The 24,328-nt window shown below is 73.3% G+C and carries 2 protein-coding genes; both read right to left on the bottom strand.

What is annotated here, in order from left to right; all coding sequences use genetic code 11:
- Nucleotides 1–3: 3 nt before the first annotated feature.
- Nucleotides 4–219: an MbtH family protein gene (locus PZB77_RS01615; protein WP_275490704.1), complete on the bottom strand. Its 216-nt coding sequence runs from the start codon at nt 217–219 to the stop codon at nt 4–6.
- 3 nt (nt 220–222) lie between these two features.
- Complete coding sequence (locus PZB77_RS01620) at nt 223–24,276, bottom strand: non-ribosomal peptide synthetase (RefSeq protein ID WP_275490705.1); 24,054 nt, start codon at nt 24,274–24,276, stop codon at nt 223–225.
- Between the last annotated feature and the right edge of the window lie 52 nt (nt 24,277–24,328).

Below are 24,328 nucleotides of genomic sequence, written 5' to 3' on the forward strand. Positions count from 1 at the left end.
CCGTTACCGCGGGGTGTCCATGGCGTCGGCGAGGCTCCTGGGCCGCATGTCGGTCCAGGACTCCTCGACGTGGGCCAGGCAGGCGGCGTGGGTGTCGGGACCGTGGGTGATGGTCCAGCCGGCCGGGACGTCCGCGAACTGCGGCCAGAGCGAGTGCTGGTTCTCGTCGTTGACGAGGACGAGGAAGGTGCCGTCCTGGTCGTCGAAGGGGTTGGTCATGTGTCAGTCCTCCTGAGGGGAAAGGGTGGTGGCCCCGGCTTCTCCGGCGGCCACGGTCTCTGCGCCGGTCCTGTCGGCTCCGCCGGTCCTGTCGGCACCGCCGGTCCTGTCGGCACCGCCGGTCCCGTCGGCTCCGGTGGCCCCGGCGATCCTGGCGGCCAGGATCGGTCCGATCTGGGCCAGTGATCCCGCCCGGGTCATCTGGTCGTGCCGGGTGGTGATCTCGTGCGATTCGATGGCGCCCGCGATGTACGGGCGCCAGACCTCCGGGCCGGCGTCGTCGTCGCCCCGGCCGATCGTGGAGTTGAAGAGCAGCAGGTCCCCCTCGTACCTGCCGGGTACGAAGTCGACCGCCAGCTTCGCGTTGTTGATCATGATCTGGACGATCACTTCGACCTGCCGCTCGTTCAGCCCGGCCAGGGCGCTGCCCCGCCGGTTCAGCACCTCGGCGACCTCCGCGTAGGTGATCTCCCGGTCGCCCAGCTCGTCGGGGTCGACGTCGAGCACGCCGACGAGCACGTCCCGCACGGTGGGTACCGGCTCCTCCTCGAACCGCACGTCCTTCACCGGGTACGCGTCGAGGATCGCCAGCAGCGCGGTCCGCTCGCCGCGCGCCTGGAGTTCGCAGGCGAGCGCGTGCGCGATCAGCCCGCCCGCGGACCAGCCGAGGAGCAGGTACGGCCCCTGCGGCTGGATCTTCTGCACGTGGTCGGCGTAGTCGGACGCCATTTCCTCGTAGGAGGTGGGCAGTGGCTCCGGCCGACCGAGGCCGCGCGCCTGGAGCGCGTAGACCGGGTGCTGCGGGCCGAGGTGGTTCAGCAGCCCGCTGTAGGACCAGCTGATGCCGCCGCCGGGGTGGACGCAGAAGAGCGCTGGTGCTGTCCCGGTAGAGCGCAGGGGCAGCAGCACGTCCAGTGCGTCGTCCGGATCGTTCATGGCCAGGCGTTCGGTGAGCCCGGCCACCGTCGGCGCCTCGAAGAGCAGGCGCAGACCGAGTTCAAGTCCGAGGGTCTCGCGGATCCGGGAGGCCAATCGGGTCGCGAGCAGTGAGTGGCCGCCCAGGTCGAAGAAGCCGTCGTCGATGCTGACGTGCTCCCGGCCGAGGACTTCGGCGAAGAGGCCGCACAGCAGTTGCTCCTGCGGCGTCCGGGGGCCGCGACCGGAGTCCGAGGCCGCCCCGTAGTCGGGGGCGGGCAGAGCGGCCCGGTCGAGCTTGCCGTTGGCCGTCAGCGGCAGCGCCCGCACGGTGACGAAGGCCGCCGGCACCATGTAGTCCGGGAGCTCTCGGCGCAGTCGGCCGGAGAGCTCAGCCGTCTCGGGGCCGCCCTCGGGTGCGGGCACCAGATAGGCGACCAGCCGCTTGTCCCCCGGCCTGTCCTCACGGGCGACGACCGCTGCCTGAGCGATGCCGGCGCAGCTCGCCAGGACCGCCTCGATCTCCCCGGGCTCGATCCGCAGGCCCCGCAGTTTGACCTGGTGGTCGACGCGTCCGGCGAAGTCCAGCGTGCCGTCTCCGCGCCACCGGGCGAGGTCGCCGGTGCGGTACATACGGCTCCCGGCCGAGCCGTACGGGTCGGCGGTGAAGCGCTCGGCCGTGAGCCCGGGGCGGCCCCAGTAACCGCGGGCCACGCCCGTACCCGCGAGGTACAGCTCACCGACCGTGCCCGTCGGCACCGGACGCAGCCGGTCGTCGAGCACGTAGGCACGCATGTTCGCCATCGGCGTGCCGATCGGCACGGTCGCGGCGTTCTCGGGGAGGTCGCGCACCGGATGGCAGGTGGCCAGGGTGGTGGCCTCGGTGGGGCCGTAGCCGTTGACCACCTCGATGCCGGGGCAGGCCGCGAGCACCCGGGCGGCGGCGGCCGGCGACACCACGTCGCCGCCGGTCCACACCTCGCGCACCCCGGCGAGCAGGCCCGGGCGCTCCTCGGCGACCAGCCGGAACAGTCCGGCGGTCAGCCACAGCCCCGTCACCCCGTGCGTGGTGACGGTGTGCTGGAGCAGGTCGAGGTCGAGCCGCTCGGGGGGTGCGACGACGATCCGGCAGCCGTTGAGCAGCGGGACCCACAGTTCGTACGTCGAGAGGTCGAAGGCGGTCGGCGAGTGCAGCAGCACCCGCTCGTGTCCGCCCCCGCGCCACTCGGGGGTCAGCGCGAGGCCCGCCACGTCCCGGTGGGTGACGGCCACGCCCTTGGGGCGCCCGGTCGAACCGGAGGTGTACATGATGTACGCCAACTGGTCCTCACGGCACGGCACCGCGGTGCTGAGCGGATCGGACTCCCCGGCCTGGGCGAGGGCGGTGAGCACCTCCTCGGTCAGCACGACGGCCGCCCCGCTCTCCCGCAGGATCAGATCGATCCGGGAGGAGGGGAAGCGCGGGTCCAGGGGTACGTAGGCGCCGCCGGCCTTGATGATCGCCAGGATCGCCACGACGAGCTCCGCCGAGCGGTCCAGCAGGACCGCGACCGGTGTCTCCGGCCGCACGCCTTGGCGGATCAGCGCGCTCGCCAGGCGGTCGGCCCGCAGGTCGAGTTCCGCGTAGGTCAGCTCGGTGCCGCCCGCGACGACCGCCACCGCGTCAGGGGTGGCCCGCGCCCGGCGGGCGAAGAGCGCCGGCAGCGCGGCCGACGGCAGCTCCGCGGCCGTGTCGTTGACCTCGTACAGCAGCCGGTGGCGTTCCTCGTCGGACAAGAGGTCGATCCGGCTGATCGGCCGCTCCGGGTCGGCGGCGGCCGCGCGCAGCAGGCGGGCCCAGCGCTCGAACAGCAGCTCCACGGTGGACGCGTCGAAGAGGTCGGTGGCGTACTCCACCGCGCCGACCAGACCGCCGGCTCCGCCGTCCGGGCGGAACTCCTCGGCCAGGCTGAACGTCAGGTCGACCCGTGAGGTCCCGGTCGGGGCCGCCAGGTGGCCCGTCTCCAGTCCTGGCAGCGTGAACTCGCCGACGGGCGCGTTCTGCAGGGCCAGCATGACCTGGAACAGCGGGTGGTGGGCGAGCGACCGCACCGGGTTGGCCACCTCGACCAGGTACTCGAACGGCACGTCCTGGTGGTCGTACGCGGTGAGCGCCTTCTGCCGCACCCGGCCGAGCAGGTCGGCGAAGCCGGGGTCGCCGCCGGTGTCGGCACGCAGCACCAGCGTGTTGACGAAGAAGCCGACGAGCTCGTCGAGTGCCTGGTCGGTACGGCCGGCGATCGGGCTGCCGATCGGGATGTCCGTACCGCCACCGAGCCGGGTGAGCAGGGCGGCGAGACCCGCTTGCAGCACCATGAACATGCTGGCGCCGTGCGCGGTGGCCAGATCCCGCAGTGCCCGGTGCAGCTCGGGGTCGAGCCGGACCACGACCCGGTCGCCCCGCTGGGAGGCCACCGGCGGCCGGGGCCGGTCGGCGGGCAGCTGCACCTGCTGGGGAATGCCTGACAGTTCCTCCTTCCAGTAGCCGAGTTGGCGGGCGAACAGGCTCTCCGGGTCGTCGGCGTCGCCGAGCAGCTCGCGCTGCCAGCCGGTGTAGTCGGCGTACTGCACCGGCAGCGGGGACCACTGGGGTTCCTCGCCCCGGCAGCGCGCCGCGTAGGCCGCCGCGAGGTCACCGGAGAGTGGTCCCATCGACCAGCCGTCGGCGGCGATGTGGTGCACCACGACCAGCAGTACGTGCCGGTCGGGGGCGAGCGCGTACAGCTCGGCCCGGACCGGCGGGGCCGCGGCCAGGTCGAACCCGCACCGGGCCGCGTCCGCGAGCCGCTCGGCCAGCCGGCTCTCGTCGAGTTCGACCACCGGGAGCGCCGGCCGCGCCCGCTCACCGTTCAGCACGACCTGGTGGGGGACGCCGTCGGTCTCGCGGAAGACCGTCCGCAGGCTCTCGTGCCGGCCGATCACGTCCGCGAGTGCGGCGTGCAGCGCCGTGCGGTCGAGGTCGCCCTTGAGGCTGAGCGCGAGCGGCATGTTGTAGGTGGGGCTCGGCCCGTCCATCCGGTGCAGGAACCACAGGCGGCGCTGGGCGAAGGAGAGCTCGACCCGCTCGGGGCGAGGGCGGGCGGTCAGCGCGGGCCGCGCCGCCGTGGAGCCGTCCAGGCGGGCCGCCAGCGCGGCCACCGTCGGGGTCTCGAACAGGGTCCGGACCTCCAGCTCCGCGCCGAGGGTCGTCCGGACCCTGGAGGCCAGGCGGGTCGCCAGCAGCGAGTGCCCGCCGAGGTCGAAGAAGCTGTCCTCGACCCCGACCTGGGCCAGCCCGAGCACCTCGGCGAAGAGTTCGGCGAGGAGTTGTTCCTGCGGGGTGCGCGGCGCCCGTCCGGCCGCGGCGGCGCCGAGGTCGGGGGCGGGCAGCGCGCGGCGGTCGAGCTTGCCGCTCGCGGTCAGCGGCAGCGCGTCCAGCGTCACGAACGCCGACGGGACCAGGTAGTCGGGCAGCCGCCGGCGCAGCCAGTCGCGGAGTTCGCCGAGGAGGGCGCCGGTCTCCCGGCTGCCGGTGGGACGGTTGGTCAGCGACGACAGGTCCCCGCCACCGGTACCGGCCGACCGGTACGGCTCGACCGGGGAGCCGAGGAGCGTCCGCGGGTCGGTGAAGACGACGTCCAGGGCGTCAGACCCGGTCGCCGACCAGGTGACCGCCACCTCGCGGCCGGACTCCCGCCCCAGCGCGTGGAACTCCTCCGGGTCGGGAATGCCGCTCTCCTCGGGGGTGTCTCCGGGCGCGCGCAGCCGCTCCCGCAACTCCGTGAGCGGCACCTCCCCGTCCTGCACCGCCCTGGCCAGGGCGGCCTCCCGCACGACGCGGCGGTTCGGTACCCCGGTGATCCGCAGCATGCCGGGGGCGGGCTGCCGGGTGAGCGACTCGCGCAGCTCGGCCAGGGCCGAGATCTGCCGCCCCCACGCCAGCTCGACGCAGTGGCCGGGGGCCTCCGGAGCGACCGCAGACGCGTGCAGCGTCACGTCGTAGCGGTAGCGGGAGAGTTCGTTGTGGTGGTGGCCGCGCTTGAGCTCCACGGTCACCGCGCCGATGTCGGTGCCGCGGGTCCGCAGGGCGGCGAAGAAGTCCGGGTCCACCAGGAGTTCCTTCTCCACCCTGACGGCCTGCTCCACCGCCCGGCGCACGGCCGCCGGGTCGGCGCCCTCGCCGGTCCGGTGCAGTTGTGCGGCGGTGACCAGCGGGCGCAGCAGCCGCAGGTTGCGGACGTCACCGACGAAGAGCGCGCCGCCCGGGGCGAGCAGGCGCATCAGCTTTCCGATCACCTCGGCGAGGTAGTCGGCGGACGGGAAGTACTGCACCACCGAGTTGATCACGATGGTGTCGAACTCCCCGGCCGGCAGCCCGTCGGTGTCGTGCGCGGGACGGGTCTGCAGCACCACGCGCCCGGAGAGCCGCTCCTGACCCGCCACTTGGGCGGTCAGCGCGTCGATCGCGGTGGCGGAGAAGTCGGTCGCCCAGTAGGTCTCGCAGTGGGGCGCGATCCGCGAGAGCAGCAGCCCCGTACCGACTCCGACTTCCAGCACCCGGCGGGGCCGCAGGGCGAGGATGCGGGTCACGGTGGCGTCCCGCCACTCCCGCATCTGTTCGACCGGAATCGGACCGGCGTCGTAACTGCTGTTCCAGCCCACGAAGTTGTCGCCGAAGGCCGCTTCCTCCGGGGCGATGGGCAGGGCGTCGTAGATGTCCTGCCACTCCCCCACGTGGTCCGTGTCCAGCCCGCTGTCGCGGGCCGCGTCCTGGTGCGGGACGACGTAGCCGACGAGCCGGTCGTCCCGGGCGAGGACGGCGGCCCGGGCGACGGCGGGGTGCTCGGCCAGCGCGGCCTCGATCTCGCCGGGCTCGACGCGGAAGCCGCGGACCTTCACCTGGTCGTCGGCGCGGCCGGCGTACTCCAGCTGGCCGTCACCCCGTCGGCGCACCAGGTCGCCGGTACGGTACATCCGCGCGCCCGCGGTTCCGAACGGGCAGGCGACGAACCTGCCGGCCGTCAGTCCCGGCCGGTTCAGGTAACCCCTGGCGAGGCCCGCGCCCGCGACGTACAGCTCCCCCGTGACGCCCGTCGGCACCGGCCGCAGCCGGTCGTCCAGGACGTAGACCCGGGCGTTGGCGATCGGCCGGCCGATCGGCGGTGCTCCGGCCGCCGGGAGCAGCGGGTCGCTCATGGTCGCGCAGACCGTGGTCTCGGTCGGGCCGTACGCGTTGATCATCCGGCGTCCGGGTGCCCAGCGTTCCACCAGTTCCGGCGGGCACGCCTCGCCCGCCACCACCAGCGTGGACGCGGTGATCCCGCCGTCCGGCACTGCGGCGAGGACGGAGGGGGGCACCGTGACGTGGGTGATGCCGAGGCCCGGATCGGTCAGCGCGGCGAGTGGCTCAACCGCGGGGGGCAGCACGAGGGCCGCGCCGCACAGCAGGGCGGTGAAGATCTCCGAGACCGACGCGTCGAAGCTGGGTGAGGCGAACTGGAGGACCCGGCTGCCGGATTCGATCGCGAAGCGCTCGATCTGTGCGGCGACCAGGCTCGCCACGCCGGCGTGGCTGACGACGACGCCCTTGGGCCGGCCGGTCGACCCCGAGGTGTAGATCACGTAAGCGGGGTGCCGGACGTCGACCACCACCGCCGGGTCGCTCTCCGGCAACCCGCGGACCCCGGCCACCATCGCGGGATCGTCGACCACCACCGCCGGACGGGCGTCCGCCAGCATGAACGAGATCCGCGACGCCGGATACCCGGGATCCACCGGCAGATACGCCGCCCCCGCCTTCAGCACACCCAGAACCGCCACCACCGACTCCACCGACCTCGGCAGAGCCACCGCCACCACCTGCTCCGGACCCACCCCCCGAGCGATCAGCGCATGCGCGAACCGATTCGCCCGCACATCGAGCTGCCGATACGTCAACTCCACGTCCCCGCAGACCAGCGCGACCGCCTCCGGCGCCGCCACCACCCGCGCCGCGAGGGCCTGTGGCAGCGGGACGGTGCCGACGTCCCGGGCGGTCGCGTTGTCCTGTTCCAGCAGCCGGTGCCGCTCGTCGGTGCCGAGGAGGTCGATCTCTCCGATCGCCCGGTCCGGATCGGCGGTGACGGCCTCCAGCAGGAGTGTCCAGCGCCGGACCAGGGAAGCGACCGTCGAGGGGTCGAAGAGGTCGGTGGCGTACTCGACCGCGCCGACGATTCCCGCCGGCCGTCCGTCCGGACCGAAGTGTTCGACCATGCTCACTCCCAGGTCGAACTTGGCGGTCCCGGTCGCGACCGCGCAGGTGGCGACGTCGAGGCCGGGCAGCGAGAACCGGCCCATGGGGGCGTTCTGCACGGCGACGATGGTCTGGAACAGCGGGTGGTGGGAGAGGGACCGGGAGGGGTTCAGCGCCTCCACCAGGTGCTCGAAGGGCACGTCCTGGTGCGCGTAACCCGACAACGCGGTCTCCCGCACTCGGCCCAGCAACTCCACGAAACTCGGATCACCACTCGTGTCGGTACGCAGCACCAGCGTGTTCACGAAGAACCCGACCAGATCGTCCAACGCCTCGTCCGTACGCCCCGCGATCGGACTCCCGATCGCGATGTCCGTACCCGCACCCAACCGCGTGTACAACGCCGCCAACGCCGCCTGCACCACCATGAACAGGCTTGTCCCGGTGCTGCGGGCCAACTCCAGCAGAGCGGCGTGCAGTCCGGCGTCCAGCTCCAGGCCGATGTGGTCCCCGCACCGGCCGGCGACGGCGGGGCGCGGCCGGTCGGTGGGCAGGGGGAGCAGTTCCGGCAGGTCGGACAGCTGCCGCTTCCAGTAGTCGAGTTGCTGGGCGAACCGGCTCCGCGGGTCTGCGGCGTCACCGAGCAGCTCGCGCTGCCAGAGCGTGTAGTCGGCGTAACTCACCGGCAGTGCGGGCCGGTTCGGCGCCCTGCCTTCACATCGGGCCGTGTACGCCTCGGCCAGGTCGCGGGCGAGCGGTCCGGTGGACCAGCCGTCGGCGGCGATGTGGTGCATGACCAGCAGCAGCACGTGCTCGTCCGGCGCGACGGCGAACAGCTCCGCCCGCAGCGGCGGCTCCGTCGCCAGGTCGAAGGGGTGCCGGGCGAACTCGGCCAGCCGGTCGTGCAGTTCGTCCGGTGCCACCTCGGCCGGCCGGGCCGGGAGGCGGAACGCGGCGGCGTCCAGCACACGCTGGCAGGGGACGCCGTCGACTTCGGGGAAGACCGTCCGCAGGCTCTCGTGCCGGGCCACCACGTCCGTGAGCGCGTGGTCCAGCGCGACCCGGTCGAGCGTTCCGGTCAGCCGCAGTGCGAGCGGGATGTGGTAGGTCGCGGCAGCGGCGTCCATACGGTGCAGGAACCACAGCCGGCGCTGGGCGAAGGAGAGGGGCACGGCCTCGGGCCGCTCGTACGCGGTCAGCGCCGGGCGAGCCCGGCCGGCCCCGGTCAGCGCCTCGGCCAGTCCGGCCACGGTGGGGGTCTGGAAGAGTGCACGCAGCCCGAGCTCCACGCCGAGCACCGAACGCACCCTGGCGACCAGCCGGGTGGCGAGCAGGGAATGCCCGCCCAGGGCGAAGAAGTCGTCGTCGGCCGAGACCTCCGGCACGTCGAGCACCTCGGCGAAGAGCCCGGCGAGGATCTGCTCCTGCGGCGTGCGCGGCGTCCGCCCGCCGCTCCCGGGAGCGGTTTCGGGCGCGGGCAGCGCTGCCCGGTCCAGCTTCCCGTTGGGCGTCGTCGGCAACGTGTCCATCACCACGAAGACGGACGGCACCAGGTAGTCCGGCAGCCGCGGGCGCAGGTGCGCAGCCAACTCCGCGGGGCGGACGGCCAGGTCGGGACGGGCCGCGACGTAGCCGACGAGCCGGTCGTCCCGGGTAACGACGGCCGCCTGGGCGACGGCGGGGTGTTCGGCCAGCGCGGCCTCGACCTCGCCCGGCTCGACGCGGAAGCCGCGGACCTTCACCTGCTGGTCGGCGCGGCCGGCGTACTCCAGTGCGCCGTCGGGCCGGCGCCGCGCCAGGTCGCCGGTGCGGTACATCCGCGCACCGGCGGGACCGAACGGGCAGGCGACGAACCTGCCGGCCGTCGGACCCGACCTGTTCAGGTAGCCGCGGGCCAGACCCGGGCCCTCGACGTACAGCTCTCCCTCCACGCCGGGCGGTACGAGGCGCAGCCTCTCGTCCAGCACGTACACCCGGAAGCCCGCCACCGCCCGGCCGATCGGCGGCACGCCGGACTCCGCGGAGAGCGGGTCGCTCATGGTCGCGCACACGGTCGTCTCGGTCGGGCCGTACGCGTTGATCATCCGGCGTCCGGGCGCCCAGCGTTCCACCAGCTCCGGCGGGCACGCCTCGCCCGCCACCACCAGGGTGGTGGCGGTGAGGGCGGCGGCGTCCAGCGCGGCCAGCGCCGAGGGCGGCAGCGTCACGTGGGTGACGGCGAGCCGGTGGTCGGTCAGGGCTTCCAGTGGGTTCTCGGCCGGGGCCAGGACGAGGGCCGCGCCGGTGAGCAGCGCGCTGCAGAGGTCCCAGAAGGCCGCGTCGAAGCTGGGCGAGGCGAACTGGAGGACCCGGCTGCCCGGCCGCACACCGAGCCGGTCCGCCTGTGCCGCCACCAGCCCCGCCACGCCGGCGTGGCTGACGACGACGCCCTTGGGCCGGCCGGTCGACCCCGAGGTGTAGATCACGTAAGCGGGGTGCCGGACGTCGACCACCACCGCCGGATCGCTCTCCGGCAACCCGCGGACCCCGGCCACCATCGCGACATCGTCGACCACCACAGCCGGACGGGCGTCCGCCAGCATGAACGAGATCCGCGACGCCGGATACCCGGGATCCACCGGCAGATACGCCGCCCCCGCCTTCAGCACACCCAGAACCGCCACCACCGACTCCACCGACCTCGGCAGAGCCACCGCCACCACCTGCTCCGGACCCACCCCCCGAGCGATCAGCGCATGCGCGAACCGATTCGCCCGCACATCGAGCTGCCGATACGTCAACTCCACGTCCCCGCAGACCAGCGCGACCGCCTCCGGCGCCGCCACCACCCGCGCCGCGAAGAGCCCGGGGAGGTCGCCCCCGGGTGCCCGGGCCTCCGGCGCGGGCAGCAGTTCGCCGCGTTCGTCGGCGGAGAGCAGATCGATCCCGCCGATCGGCCGGTCGGGTGTGGCGGCGACCGCGGCCAGCAGCCTGGTCCACCGGGCCGCCAGCAGCTCGACCGTCGGGCGGTCGAACAGGTCGGTGCTGTATTCGATTGCGCCGCCGAGCCCGGCAGGCGCGCCGTCGGGACCGTACTCCTCCGCGAACCCGAAGGTCAGGTCGAGCCGCGCCGTTCCGGTGAGCACGGCCATCCCGGTGACCTTCAGGCCCGGGAGTCCGAAACCGCCGCCCGGCGCGTTCTGCACGACCAGTCCGGTCTGGAACAGCGGGTGGTGGGAGAGGGACCGGGAGGGGTTCAGCGCCTCCACCAGGTGCTCGAAGGGCACGTCCTGGTGCGCGTAACCCGACAACGCGGTCTCCCGCACCCGGCCCAGCAACTCCACGAAACTCGGATCACCACTCGTGTCGGTACGCAGCACCAGCGTGTTCACGAAGAACCCGACCAGATCGTCCAGCGCCTCGTCCGTACGCCCCGCGATCGGACTCCCGATCGCGATGTCCGTACCCGCACCCAACCGCGTGTACAACGCCGCCAACGCCGCCTGCAGCACCATGAAGAGGGTCGCGCCCGATCGTCGGGCCAACGCCACCAGCCGCGCGTGCAGTTCGGCGTCGATCCGGAGCTCCAGCAGGTCGCCGCCGTACGACATGACCGCCGGGCGCGGCCGGTCGGCGGGCAGCCGCAGCTGTTCGGGCAACCCGGCCAGGGTCCGCTTCCAGTAGGCGACCTGCCGGGCGAACACGCTGTCGGCGTCGTGCTCGTCGCCCAGGATCTCGTGCTGCCACAGCGTGTAGTCGCCGTACGTGACCGGCAGCGGCGGCCACGCCGGTGCCTCGCCGGCCTGCCGGGTGGCGTAGGCGGCGGCCAGGTCACGGGCGAGCGGGCCCATGGACCAGCCGTCCCCCACGATGTGGTGCATGACCAGCAGCAGCACGTGCTCGTCCGGCGCGACGGCGAACAGCTCCGCCCGCAGCGGTACTTCCGAGGTCAGGTCGAACTCGCGCACCGCCGACTCGCGCAGCAGGGCGCGCACTTCCTTCTCCCCGGTGATGCGCACGGTCAGCGGAAGGGCGACCTCGGCGGGGTCGAGCACCCTCTGGTGCGGAATTCCACCCGTGTGCGGGAAGACCGTGCGCAGCGTCTCGTGCCGGGCCGCGACGTCCACGAGCGCGGCGCTCAGCGCGTCCCGGTCCAGGTCTCCGGACAACCGCAGGGCCAGCGGCATGTGATAGGTGGCGCTCGGCGCCCCGAACTGCTGGAGGAACCAGAGCCGGCGCTGGGCGAACGACAGCGGCATCGGTTCGCGGCGGGGCCGGGGCACCAGGGCCTGCCGCGCCGTTCCGGCACCGTGCAGTCCCGCCGCCGTCGCGGCCGGGGTCGGGTCACGGAACAGGGCCCGCAGTTCCAGTTCGACCCCGAGGGTCGCCCGGACCCGCGAGACCAGCCGGGTGGCGAGCAGGGAGTGGCCGCCCAGCGCGAAGAAGTCCTCGTCGACCCCGACCCGGGCGAGGCCCAGCACCTCGGCGAACAGCTCGCACAGGATCTGCTCCTGAGGCGTGCGCGGAGCACGGCCGCCCGCGGGCGTGGCAGGCTCCGGGGTGGGCAGCGCCGTCCGGTCCAGCTTGCCGTTCGGTGTCAGCGGCAGCGCGTCGAGCAGCACGAACGCGGACGGCACCATGTACTCCGGCACCCGGTCGCGCAGGTGCGCCGCCAGCGCCCCCTCCCTCGCCCCGGTCCTGTCCGAAGCGACGACGTAGGCGACGAGCCGGTCCTCGCGGGCCAGCACCGCGACCTGGACGACGCCCGGGTGTTCGGCGAGCTGGGCCTCGATCTCGCCCGGCTCGATCCGGAACCCGCGCACCTTGACCTGGTGGTCGACCCGGCCGGCGAATTCCAGCTCGCCGTCGGCGCGCCAGCGCACCAGGTCGCCGGTGCGGTACATCCGCGCGCCGGCCGGCCCGTACGGGTCGGCGACGAAGCGTCCGGCGCTCAGGCCGGGACGGTTCAGGTAGCCGCGGGCCAGTCCGGCGCCCGCGAGGTAGAGCTCTCCCGTCACGCCGGGAGCGACCGGTCGCAGGGCCCGGTCGAGCACGTAGGCACGGCAGTTGGCGATCGGGCGGCCGATCGGCACCGGCTGCGGGCAGTCGGCGGGATCGGCCGGCAGCGGATAGGCGGTGATCACGTGCGTTTCGGCGGGCCCGTAGTGGTTGTGCAGCATCCGGCCCGGCCGGCGGTCCTGGAAGCGGCGCACGGCACCCCCCAGCCGCATCGCCTCTCCGGCCTGCGCGACCAGTCGCAGGTGCGGCAGGTCGAGCGCTGCCTCCTCGGCGGCCTCGGCCAGCGCCTCGATCACCAGGTTCGGCGCGAACAGCTCCTCGACCCGGTGCCGGTCCAGCCAGTGGGCGAACAGCTCGGCGCTGCGGCGCTGCTCCTCGGTCGGCACCACCAGGGTCTTGCCGTACAGCAGCGCGGAGAGCATCTCCTGCACCGAGACGTCGAAGCTGATCGCGGTGAACTGCGCGGTGCGCGTGCCGGGTTCGCCGCCGACGGCCCGGTGGTGCCAGGCCAGCAGGTTCAGCAGCCCGCCGGCGGGCATCACCACGGCCTTGGGGCGGCCGGTGGAACCGGAGGTGTAGATGACGTAGGCCGGGTGACGGTCGTCCACCGGGACGACCGGATCGTGCTCGGGCAGCGGGCCGGAGGGTGTGACGGCCGCGAGGTCGTCGAGCACCACGGCCGGACGGGCGTCCCGCAGCATGTAGTCGATGCGGGCGGACGGATAGTCCGGGTCGACCGGCAGGTAGGCCGCGCCCGTCTTGAGCACCGCGAGGACGGCGACCACCAGATCGGCCGAACGCGGCAGCCGCAGGGCGACCACCTGCTCCGGGCCCACACCGCGCGCGATCAGCGCGTGGGCCAGCCGGTTCGCCCGGCGGTTCAGCTCGCGGTAGGTCAGCGCGACGTCCTCGAACAGCACCGCCGGGGCGTCCGGAGTCTCCCGGACCCGCTCCTCGAAGAGCGCGGGCAGGGTGGCGTCGGAGAGCGGGCGGGCGGTGTCGTTACGGCTGACCAGCAGCTCGCGGCGCTCCTCTGCGGTGAGGACGTCGATCCGGCTCAGCGGACGCTCCGGCTCGGCGACCACCGCCGCGAGCAGCCGCATCCACCGGGCGACCAGTACCTCGACCGTTGCGGCGTCGAAGAGGTCGGTGCTGTACTCGACCCGGCCGACGATGCCCTCGGCGGCGCCCGTACCGCCGCGCTCCAGCAGGTGGAACCCCAGGTCGAACATGGCCGTGGGCGTCCGCGCCAGGACGATTTCGGTGTCCAGGCCGCTCAGCGCGAACTCGGTGCGCGGCACGTTCTGCAGCGCGAGCAGTACCTGGAACAGGGGCTGGCGGGCGAGCGAACGGGACGGGTTGAGGGCTTCGACGACGTGGTCGAACGGCAGGTCCTGGTGCGCGTAGGCGCCGAGCGCGCCCTCCCGGACCCGCTCCAGCAGCTCCGCGAAGGACGGGTCGCCGCTGGTGTCCGTACGGAGTACCAGGGTGTTGACGAAGAACCCGATGAGGTCGTCCAGCGCCTGGTCGGTCCGGCCGGCGATGAGGCTGCCGACCGGGATGTCCGTGCCGGCGCCGAGCTTCTCCAGCAGCGAGGCCAGGGCGGCCTGCAGCACCATGTACACGCTGGCGCCGTGCTGCCGGCCCAGCCGGATCAGCCCGTCGTGGAGTTCGGCGTCCAGTTCGATCGCCAGGTGCCCGCCGGCGTAGGAGGGCACAGCGGGGCGGTGGCGGTCGGCGGGGAGCGCGATCTGCTCCGGCAGGCCGGCCAGCGTCTTCGTCCAGTACGCCGTCTGACGGGCGAAGAGGCTCGTCGGGTCCGTCGCTTCGCCGAGCAGACGATGCTGCCAGAGGGTGTAGTCGGCGTACTGCACGGGCAGAGGCGCCCACCCGGGTGCCTCTCCCCGCCTGCGCGCCGCGTACGCGGTGGCCAGATCGGCGGCGAGCGGGCCCAGCGACCAGCCGTCACCGGCGATGTGGTGCATCACCAGGAGCAGCACGTGTTCGTCCGCGGCGACCTCGAACACCTCGGCGCGCAGCGGCGGTTCGGCGGCGAGGTCGAATCCGCGGGCCACCGCCGCGGCCAGTGCTCCTGGCAGGTCCGACTCGTGGGACCGGGTGACCGTCACCCTCGGGCGGGCCTCCTCCGCGGGCCGTACGTGCTGGTGGGGCACGCCGTCCGCGCTCGGGACGACCGTGCGCAGGGTCTCGTGGCGGTCGGCGAGGTCGCCCAAGGCCGCTTCGAGGGCCGCCAGGTCCAGCGTTCCCGAGAGCCGCCAGGCGAGCGGCATGTTGTAGACCGAGTCCGCGCCCTCCAGCTGGCGCAGGAACCAGAGCCTGCGCTGAGCGGACGACAGCGGTACCCGCTCGGGCCGCTCGGCACGCTCCAGCGCGAGCCGGGCCCGGTCCGCGCCGCCCAGCCCGGCGGCCAGCCCCGCCACGGTCGGGGTGCGGAAGAGGGTGCGCAGGGGCAATTCCACGCCCAGCGTCGTACGGACCCTGGCCACCAGCCGGGTGGCGAGCAGCGAGTGTCCGCCGAGATCGAAGAAGTCGTCGTCGGCGCCGACCTGCGGCAGGCCCAGTACCTCGGCGAACAGTCCGGCCAGTACCTGCTCCTGGGGGGTGTGCGGGGCCCGGCCGGCCGGTGTCGCGGTGGTGCCGGGTTCGGGCAGGGCGCGCCGGTCCAGCTTGCCGCTGGTGTTCAGCGGCAGGGTGTCGAGGGGGACGAACGCGGTCGGCACCATGTAGTCCGGCAGCCGTTCGCGCAGGTGCGCCCGCAGTTCCTCCGGCCGGAGCTCCGTGCCGGTGACGGGCACCGGATAGGCGACCAGCCGGGAGTCCTGCGCCCGGTCCTGCCGGACGATCACGGCGGCGCGCGCGACCTGCGGGTGGTCGGTGAGGACCGCCTCGATCTCGCCGAGCTCGATCCGGTGTCCGCGGATCTTGACCTGGTCGTCGGTGCGGCCGAGGAACTCCAGGTTCCCGTCCTGGTTCCACCGCGCCAGGTCGCCCGTGCGGTACATCCGCGAACCGCCGGCACCGAACGGGTCCGCCACGAACCGCCCCGAGGTCAGACCGGGACGGTTCAGGTAACCGCGCGCCAGCCCCGCGCCCGCGATGTACAACTCACCCGCCACCCCGGCCGGCACCGGCCACAGAGCGCCGTCGAGCACGTACAGCCGGACACCGCCGAGCGGCCGGCCGATCACCTGGTGCGGGCTGGATTCCAGTGGTGCGACGACCGAGTCCACCGTGCACTCGGACGGCCCGTAGTAGTTGAGGGCGGTCACCCCGTCGGCCGCCCGCAATTGCTCCCACAGCTGCTCGGGGACGGTCTCGCCGCCCAGTCCGACCATCGTGGGACGCCACTGCGGATTGTCCAGCAGACCGTTCTCGACCAGGAGTTGCAGATAGGACGGGGTGCCGCCGACGGTGTCCAGTCCGGCCCGGGCGGCGTAGTCGAGGTAGGCCCGCGGATCGGACCTGGTCGCCTCGTCCAGGACGTGCAGTTCGTGGCCCGCGAAGAGGGCGATCAGCTGATCGAGGGAGGCGTCGAAGGACACGGACGTGGTCAGCCCGATCCGCATCCGCTCCTTCGCACGGAAGACCAGGGGCAACTGGTTGGCGAGCAGGTTGAGGAGGCCGCCGTGGGTCGCCACCACGCCCTTCGGCCTGCCCGTGGAACCCGAGGTGTAGATGACGTACGCCGGATGGTCCGGACCGACCGACACCATCGGGTCCGCCACCGGACACCCCGCCACCATGGCCGCCGTCACCGGCTCGTCCACCACCAGCCGGCCCACCGGAACCTCCGGCAGCCGGTCGCCGGTGCGCACATCCGTCACCAGCAGAACCGGGCGGGCATCCTCCAGCAGATACGCGATCCGCGCGGCCGGATACTCCGGATCCACCGGAACGTACGCCGCACCCGTCTTCAACACCGCCAGAATCGCCACCACCAACCCGGCCGACCGCGGCAACGCCACCGCCACCAACCGCTCCGGACCCGCACCCCGAGCGACCAACGCATGCGCCAGACGATTCGCCCGCGCATCCAACTCCGCGAACGACAACGACCCATCCGGACCCACCACCGCACACGCGTCCGGAACCGCACCCACCCGAGCACGGAACAACTCCAGCAGACCCTCACCGGACACCCCGGCCGCCGGACCGGTCCCCAGCGCCGCCAACTCACGGTGCTCCTCAGCCGTGAGCAGATCGATCCCGCTGAGCCTGCGTCGCGGATCGGCGACCGCCGCGCGGAGCAGCCGCTCCAACCGCCCGACCATCGTCTCGACGGCGGCCGGGTCGTACAGGTCGGTGGTGTACTCGACGGACCCGTCGATCCCGTCCGGGGAGCCGTCCTCCGCGAGCCGCTCGGACAGGGTGAAGATCAGGTCGAGCTTGGCCGTGGTCGACGCCGACGGCATGTCGTCGACGCGCAGCCCGGGCGGCGCGAAGTCGGCCCGGGGGGCGTTCTGCAGCACCAGCATGACCTGGAACAGCGGGTGGTGTGCCAGCGACCGGGACGGGTTGAGGACCTCGACCAGGTACTCGAAAGGCAGGTCCTGGTGGGCGTACCCGGCCAGCGCCGTGTCCCGGACCCGGCCCAGCAGTTCGGCGAAGGTCGGATCGCCCGACGTGTCGGTACGGAACACCAGGGTGTTGACGAAGTAGCCGACCAGTTCGTCCTGCGCCTGGTCGGTCCGGCCGGCGACGGGGCTGCCGACCGGAATGTCGTCGCCCGCGCCGAGCTTGCTCAGCAGCGCCGCCAGCGCTGCCTGGAGAACCATGAAGAGACTGGTCCCGTGCGCGCGGGCGAGCTCGCGAAGGCCGCGGTGCAGCTCGGCGTCCAGCCCGGCGCTCGTGGAAGAGCCCCGGTGGGTGGCGATCGCCGGACGGGGGCGGACGGTGGGCAGCTGGATGCACTCCGGGAGACCTGCCAGCTGCCGCGCCCAGTAGTCCGCGTGTCCCGCGAACAGGCTGTCCCGATCGGTGGCGTCGCCGAGCAGGTCGTGCTGCCACAGGGTGTAGTCGGCGTACTGCACCGACAAGGGCGCCCACCGCGGCTCCTCGCCGCGCCTGCGTGCCGCGTAGGCGGCGGTGAGTCCCTGCGTGAGCGGGCCCAGCGACCAGCCGTCGCCGGCGATGTGGTGGAGCACCACCTGGAACACATGCTCGTCCGGAGCGAGTTCGAACAGCGAGACCCGCAGCGGCGCCTCGGCCGCCAGGTCGAACGGACGGTCCTTCGCCTTCGCCATCAGCGCGGAGAGTCCGGCCTCGGTGGTCCGGTCCACGAGCAGCCTCGGGCGGGCCGCCGCCACGTCCAGCACCTGCTGGTACGGCGCGCCGTCCACCGCGGGAAAGACGGTGCGCAGGCTTTCGTGCCGGGCCACCATGTCCGCCACGGCGGCTTCCAGTGCCTGCCGGTCCAGGTCCCCGGTCAGCCGCCAGGCCAGGGAGATGTGGTAGCTCGCGGCTGCCCCCTCCAACTGGTGCAGGAACCACAGCCGCCGCTGCGCGAACGACAGCGGGACCATGGCGGGGCGCTCGCGCTTCACCAGGGCCGTCTGCGCCGGCCCCGCGGCCACCAGAGCGGCGGCCAGTCCTGCCGGGGCCGGTGCCTCGAACAGGGTGCGCAGCGGCATCTCCACGCCGAGCGTCGCGCGGATACGGGCGGCCAGGCGCGTGGCCAGCAGGGAGTGCCCGCCCAGGTCGAAGAATCCGTTCTCCACGCCGACGGACTCCACCCCCAGTACCTCCGCGAACAGCTGGCAGAGGATCTGCTCCTGCGGGGAGCGCGGCGCACGGGAGGCGGCCGCCGGGGCGGTGTCCGGGACGGGCAGGGCCCGCTGGTCCAGCTTGCCGTTGACGGTCAGCGGCAGCGCGTCCAGCAGGACGAAGGCGGACGGCACCATGTACTCGGGGAGCCTCTCCCGCAGGTGTCCGCGCAGCCCGTCGGGTTCGAGCACGGCGTCCCGGGCGGGTACCACGTACGCGGCGAGCCGGGTGTCGTCGGCCCGGTCCTGGCGGGCCAGGACGGCGGCCTGGGCGACACCGGGGCACGCGGCGAGCGCCGCCTCGATCTCCCCGAGTTCGATCCGGAACCCGCGCACCTTCACCTGCTGGTCCGCCCGGCCGACGTAACGCAGGCCGCCGTCCGCCGCGCGGCGCACCACGTCTCCGCTGCGGTACATGCGCGATCCCGGCGGTCCGAACGGGTCCGCCACGAACCGCCCGGCGGTCAGGCCGGGCCGGTTCAGGTAGCCGCGTGCCAGGCCCGCGCCCGCCACGTACAGCTCACCGGGAACGCCCGGGGCCACCGGCCGCAGGCCGGCGTCGAGCACGTACACCCGCAGGTCCGGGAGGGCCGTGCCGATCTGGCCGGCGGCGGAGGCGGAGCGGTCGAGCGCCGCGTACGTGACGTGCACCGTGGTCTCGGTGATGCCGTACATGTTGACCAGTCGCGGCGCGTCGTCCGCGTGGCGCCGGTACCAGCTCGACAGCCGGCCGTGCTCCAGCGCCTCGCCGCCGAACACCACGGTGCGCAGGGCGAGCCGGCGGCCGGTCTCGGGCGCCTCCGCGTCCGCCTGGGCCAGCTGGTAGAAGGCGGACGGGGTCTGGTTGAGCACGGTCACCCGCTCGCGGGCGAGGAGGTCCAGGAACCGGCCGGGTGAGCGGCTGGTCTCGTGGTCCACGACCACCAGGCGGCCGCCGTGCAGCAGCGGGCCCCACAGCTCCCACACCGAGAAGTCGAAGGCGTAGGAGTGGAAGAGGGTCCACACGTCCTCGGCGGAGAAGCCGAACAGCTCCCGGGTGGTGTCGAACAGGCGCACCACGTTGCGGTGCGGGACCACGACGCCCTTGGGCTTACCGGTGGAACCGGACGTGTGGATGACGTAGGCGGCGTGGCCGGGGTCGAGGGCGGTCTCCGGGTCCGTGTCCGGCAGCCCGTCCAGGTCGGCGGTGTCCAGCAGCAGCCGGTCCACGTCGCCGGTCCGCAGCCGCTCACCGGTCCGGCTCGTCGTCACGAGCAGCGCGGGCCGGGTGTCCTGGAGCAGATGGGTGATCCGGGCGGCCGGATACTCCGGGTCCACCGGGACGTACGCCGCGCCGGCTTTGAGTACCGCGAGGACCGCCACGACCAACTCGGCCGAACGCGGCAGAGCCAGCGCCACCATCCGCTCCGGCCCCGCCCCCCGGCCGATCAGGGCGTGGGCCAGCCGGTTGGCACGGGAGTTCAACTCGCCGTACGTCAGGCGCACGTCGCCGTCGCTGAGGGCGACCGCAGCGGGGTGGGCCCGTACCTGCCGCTCGAACAGCGCGGGCAGGGATGCCTCCGGCAGCGCCTCGTCCCGGTCGGTGTCGGCCGGCAGCAGGGCCCGGAGCTCGTCGGCGGAGACCACGTCCACCTGGCCGATGCGCCGTCCGGGGTCGGCGACGACACCGCGCAGCAGTCTCTGCCACCGCTCGACGATCCCGGCGACGGTGGCCGCGTCGAACAGGTCGGTGCTGTACTCCACCACGCCCGACAGCCCGTCACCGTCCGGGTTTTCGGCCAGCACGACGTTCAGGTCGCACTTGGCCGTCCTGGTGGGGACCAGGTCGGTCGTCACCCGCAGTCCCGGCAGGTCGAAGGTGCCGAACGGCGCGTTCTGGAGGGTGAGCATGGTCTGGAACAGCGGGTGGTGGGCGAGCGTCCGGGTCGGGTTCAACGCCTCCACCAGGTGCTCGAACGGCATCTCCTGGTGCGCGTAGGCTTCCAGCGCCCCGGAGCGCACCCGGCCCAGCAGTTCGGTGAACGAGGGGTCCCCGGACAGGTCCGTGCGCAGCACCAGAGTGTTGACGAAGAAGCCGACCAGGTCGTCCAGGGCCTCGTCGGTGCGCCCCGCGATCGGGGTGCCGATGGGGACGTCGGTACCGGCGCCGAGCTTGCCCAGCAGAGCGGCCAGAGAGGCCTGGAGCACCATGAAGAGGCTGGCTCCGCCGTCGCGGGCGAGTCCGCGCAGCGCGAGGGACAGCTCGGCGTCGATGTGGACCGGCAGGTGGGCGCCCCGGTAGGTCATCGCCGGGGGGCGGGGCCGGTCGAAGGGCAGCTCGACCTGCTCGGGCAGGTCCGCCAGCCGCTCCCGCCAGTAGGCGAGCTGGCCGCTGAGCAGGCTGTCCGGATCGGCGGCGTCGCCCAGCAACTCCCGCTGCCAGAGGGCGTAGTCGGCGTACTGGACGGGGAGCGGCGACCACTGCGGCTTCGCTCCGCCGCTGCGGGCCGCGTAGGCGCTCGTCAGGTCCCGCGAGAGCGGCCCGGTCGACCAGCCGTCACCGGCGATGTGGTGCGTCACCAGCAGCAGCACGTGCTCCTCGGTACCGGTGCGGAACAGTTCGGCACGCAGGGGCGGCTCGTCGGAGAGTTCGAAGCCGCGCCGCGCCGCCTGTGCCAGCCTGCCGGGCAGCTCACCCTCGCCGACCTCGGTCATCCGCAGCCGCGGCCGTGCGGCGTCGGCGTCGAGCACCCGCTGCCACGGCACGCCGTCGGCGACCGGGAAGACGGTGCGCAGGCTCTCGTGCCGCTCGGTCACGTCCGCGAGGGCGGCCTCCAGGGCACGCAGGTCCAGGCTTCCGGACAGCCGGAGGGTCAGCGGGATGTTGTAGGTGGCGCTCGGCCCCTCCATCCGGTGCAGGAACCACAGGCGGCGCTGCGCGGAGGAGAGCGGGACCGTCCCGGGCCGCTCGCGCCGCCCCAGGGCCGGGCGCGCCCGGGCCGCGGCGTCCACCGCGGCGGCCAGTTCCGTCACCGTCGGCGCGTCGAACAGGTCGTGCAGTCTCAGCTCCACGCCCAGCACCGAGCGGGCCCGGGCGACCAGCCGGGTGGCGAGCAGGGAGTGGCCGCCGAGGTCGAAGAAGCTGTCGTCCAGACCGACTCCGGTGACCCCCAGCACCTCGCTGAACAGCCCTTGCAGCAGGTGCTCGACCGCGGTGCGCGGAGCGCGGCCCGGTGCGGCGGGCTGCCGGTCGGGGGCCGGGAGGGCGTGCCGGTCGAGCTTGCCGTTCGGGGTCAGCGGCAACGCGTCCAGCACCACGAAGGCGGACGGCACCATGTACGCGGGCAGCCGCTCCCGCAGCCGGGCGCGCACTCCGTCCACCGTGACGGTCTGCCCCTCGGCGGGGACGACGTACGCGACCAGCCGGGGTTCCTCGTCGGTGCGCACCGTGACGGCGGCGCGCGCGACCTGCGGGTGGTCGGTGAGGACCGCCTCGATCTCGCCGGGCTCGATCCGGTGTCCGCGTACCTTGACCTGGTCGTCGGTGCGGCCGAGGAATGCGAGGTCGCCGTCGGGGTTCCACCGCACCAGGTCCCCGGTGCGGTACATCCGTGCGCCGGCGGGACCGAACGGGTCCGCCACGAACCTCCCCGAGGTCATCCCCGGCCGGTTCAGGTACCCCCGCGCAAGCCCCGCACCCGCGATGTACAGCTCACCCGCCGCACCCGCCGGCACCGGCCGCAGCGCGGCGTCGAGCACGTACAGCCGGGCGTTGGTGACGGGCCGGCCGATGACCGGGCGCGGGCTCGGTCCCACCGGTGCGGCAACCGAGTTGACGGTGCACTCGGAGGGTCCGTAGAAGTTGAGGCAGGAGGTCCCTTCGGCGGCCCGGAGCTGCTCCCACAGCGGCTCCGGGACGGCCTCGCCGCCGGCCGCGACCAGCGCGGGCCGGTGCCGCGGATCGGTCAGCAGTCCGGCCCGGACGAGGTCATGGAGGTAGGAGGGGGTGGCCTCCACGTAGTCCAGCTCCTGGCGCGCCACGTAGTCGACGAAGGCCTGCGGATCGGTCCAGGTCGCGTGGTCCGGGACGTGCAACTCATGGCCCGCGAAGGGGGCCAGCAGCTGGTTCCAGGAGGCGTCGAAGGAGACCGAGGTGGTCAGCGCCACCCGCAGTCGCTCCCGGTCCTTCAGCAGCGGTGCGAACCGCACCAGCCGGTGGTCGCCGAGCAGGTCGAGCAGGCCGCCGTGGGTCGCCACCACGCCCTTGGGCCTGCCGGTGGAACCGGAGGTGTAGATCACGTACGCCGGATGCGCCGGATCCACCACCACCTCCGGATCGGTCACCGAAGAGCCCTCCACCAGGGCAGCCGTCCCCGGCTCGTCCAGCACCAGCCGACCGACCGGACCCCGCGGCAACCGGCCACCCATGCTCGTGTCCGTCACCAACAGCACCGGGCGGGCATCATCCAGCAGATACGCGATCCGCGCGGCCGGATACTCCGGATCCACCGGAACGTACGCCGCACCCGTCTTCAACACCGCCAGAATCGCCACCACCAACCCGGCCGACCGCGGCAACGCCACCGCCACCAACCGCTCCGGACCCGCACCCCGAGCGATCAACACGTGCGCCAGACGATTCGCCCGCGCATCCAACTCCGAAAACGACAACGACGCCTCCGGCCCCACCACCGCCAGAGCATCCGGCACCGCACCCACCCGGCCCCGGAACAACCCCAGCAGACCCTCACCGGACACCTCGGCCACCGGACCCGTACCCAGGGCCAGCACCTCGGCGTGCTCGTCCGCCGTGAGCAGTCCGATCCGGCCCACCGCCTCGTCCGGTCCGCACTCCGCGACGGTGTCGAGCAGGGCGAGCAGCCGCTCCTGGTGCGCGGCGAGGTCGTCGGCGCCGTACGCCTCCGGAGCTCCGTGCAGCCTGAGGAGCGGAGGAGTGCCGTCCCGGTAGTCGAACACCCAGACGGCCAGGTCGGTGGTGGACCCCGACACGAAGTGGTGGACCGAGGCGGGGTGTCCGGCGAAGGTCGGCCTGGCGTTGAAGGCCATGATGTTGACGATCAGCGGGAACGCCGTGCCGATGGTGCCGGACGCGCCGAGGTCGCGCAGCAGGTCCTCACTGCGGTAGCGCTCGTGCGTGACGGCCGCCTCCACCTCCCGGGCCACCTGGGCCACGAGGTCGCCCCAGGACATCTCGGGACGCACGGTCAGCCGCAGCGGCACCACGTTGGACAGGGTGCCGGGTACGGACATCAGGCTCCGCCCCGCGCCCCGACGGGCGGTGACCGGAAGGGCGAGCACCACGTCCTCGGTGCCGCTCAGCCGATGGGCGTAGAGGGCCGTCGCCGCGACCACCAGACGGGACCACCGGACACCGGCCCGGTCGGCCGCGGCCCGCAACGCCTCGGGGCTCCGCAGTCCCCGCTCCCCCGCCAGGCGCAGGGCCTGGTGCGGGTCGGTCGTGGGGGTGTCGGTGAGCCGTGTCGGGGCGGGCAGGTCGGCGAAACGTTCGGTCCAGTAGGAGCGGTCGGCGGTGAAGTCGGCGGACGAGCGGTAGGCGGCGTCGGCGTCGACCAGGTCCCGGAGGGAGCCGAACGGGCAGGGCGGTACGTCGCCGTCCTCGGCCAGCGCCGAGTACACCTCGCCGACCCGCCGGCGGACCATGGAGCTGCTGATCGCGTCCATGACCAGGTGGTGGTAGTTGAGGTACCAGAGGAACTCCGTCGGCGACAGCCGGATCAGCGCGTGACCGAACAGCGGGTCACGGGCGAGGTCCAAGGGGCGGGCCAGGTCCCGTTCCATCCATCGCAGGGCCGCCGTCCGGGAATCGGGTTCGGCGCCGAAGTCGGGGTGCGCGGGCGCCCACTCCCAGGTCTCGCGGAGGATCTGGCGCGGACCCTCACCGTCGTCGACGAAGGTCACGTGCAGGGCGTCGACCTCGTCCACGACCAGGCGCAGCGCGGCGTCGAACAGCGCCGGATCGACCGGTCCGCGGATCTCCAGGCACTCACCGACGCGGTAGCCCGGGATCGGCGTCCGGGAACCCTGCTCGGCGAGCCAGATCTCGCGCTGGGCAGCGGTCAGGGGCAGGACGTCGCCGTCACGACGGGACATGGGGGTACCTCCAGAAGTATGGGTGGGCATGCACGCAGGGCGTGCCGACCGC

This window comes from Streptomyces sp. AM 2-1-1, assembly GCF_029167645.1.
In the GTDB taxonomy this organism is placed as follows: Bacteria; Actinomycetota; Actinomycetes; order Streptomycetales; family Streptomycetaceae; genus Streptomyces.

What these genes read in the sequence shown, in the direction of transcription:
- PZB77_RS01615 (WP_275490704.1), bottom strand. Translation starts at nt 219, where the DNA reads ATGACCAACCCCTTCGACGACCAGGACGGCACCTTCCTCGTCCTCGTC.
- PZB77_RS01620 (WP_275490705.1), bottom strand. Translation starts at nt 24,276, where the DNA reads ATGTCCCGTCGTGACGGCGACGTCCTGCCCCTGACCGCTGCCCAGCGC.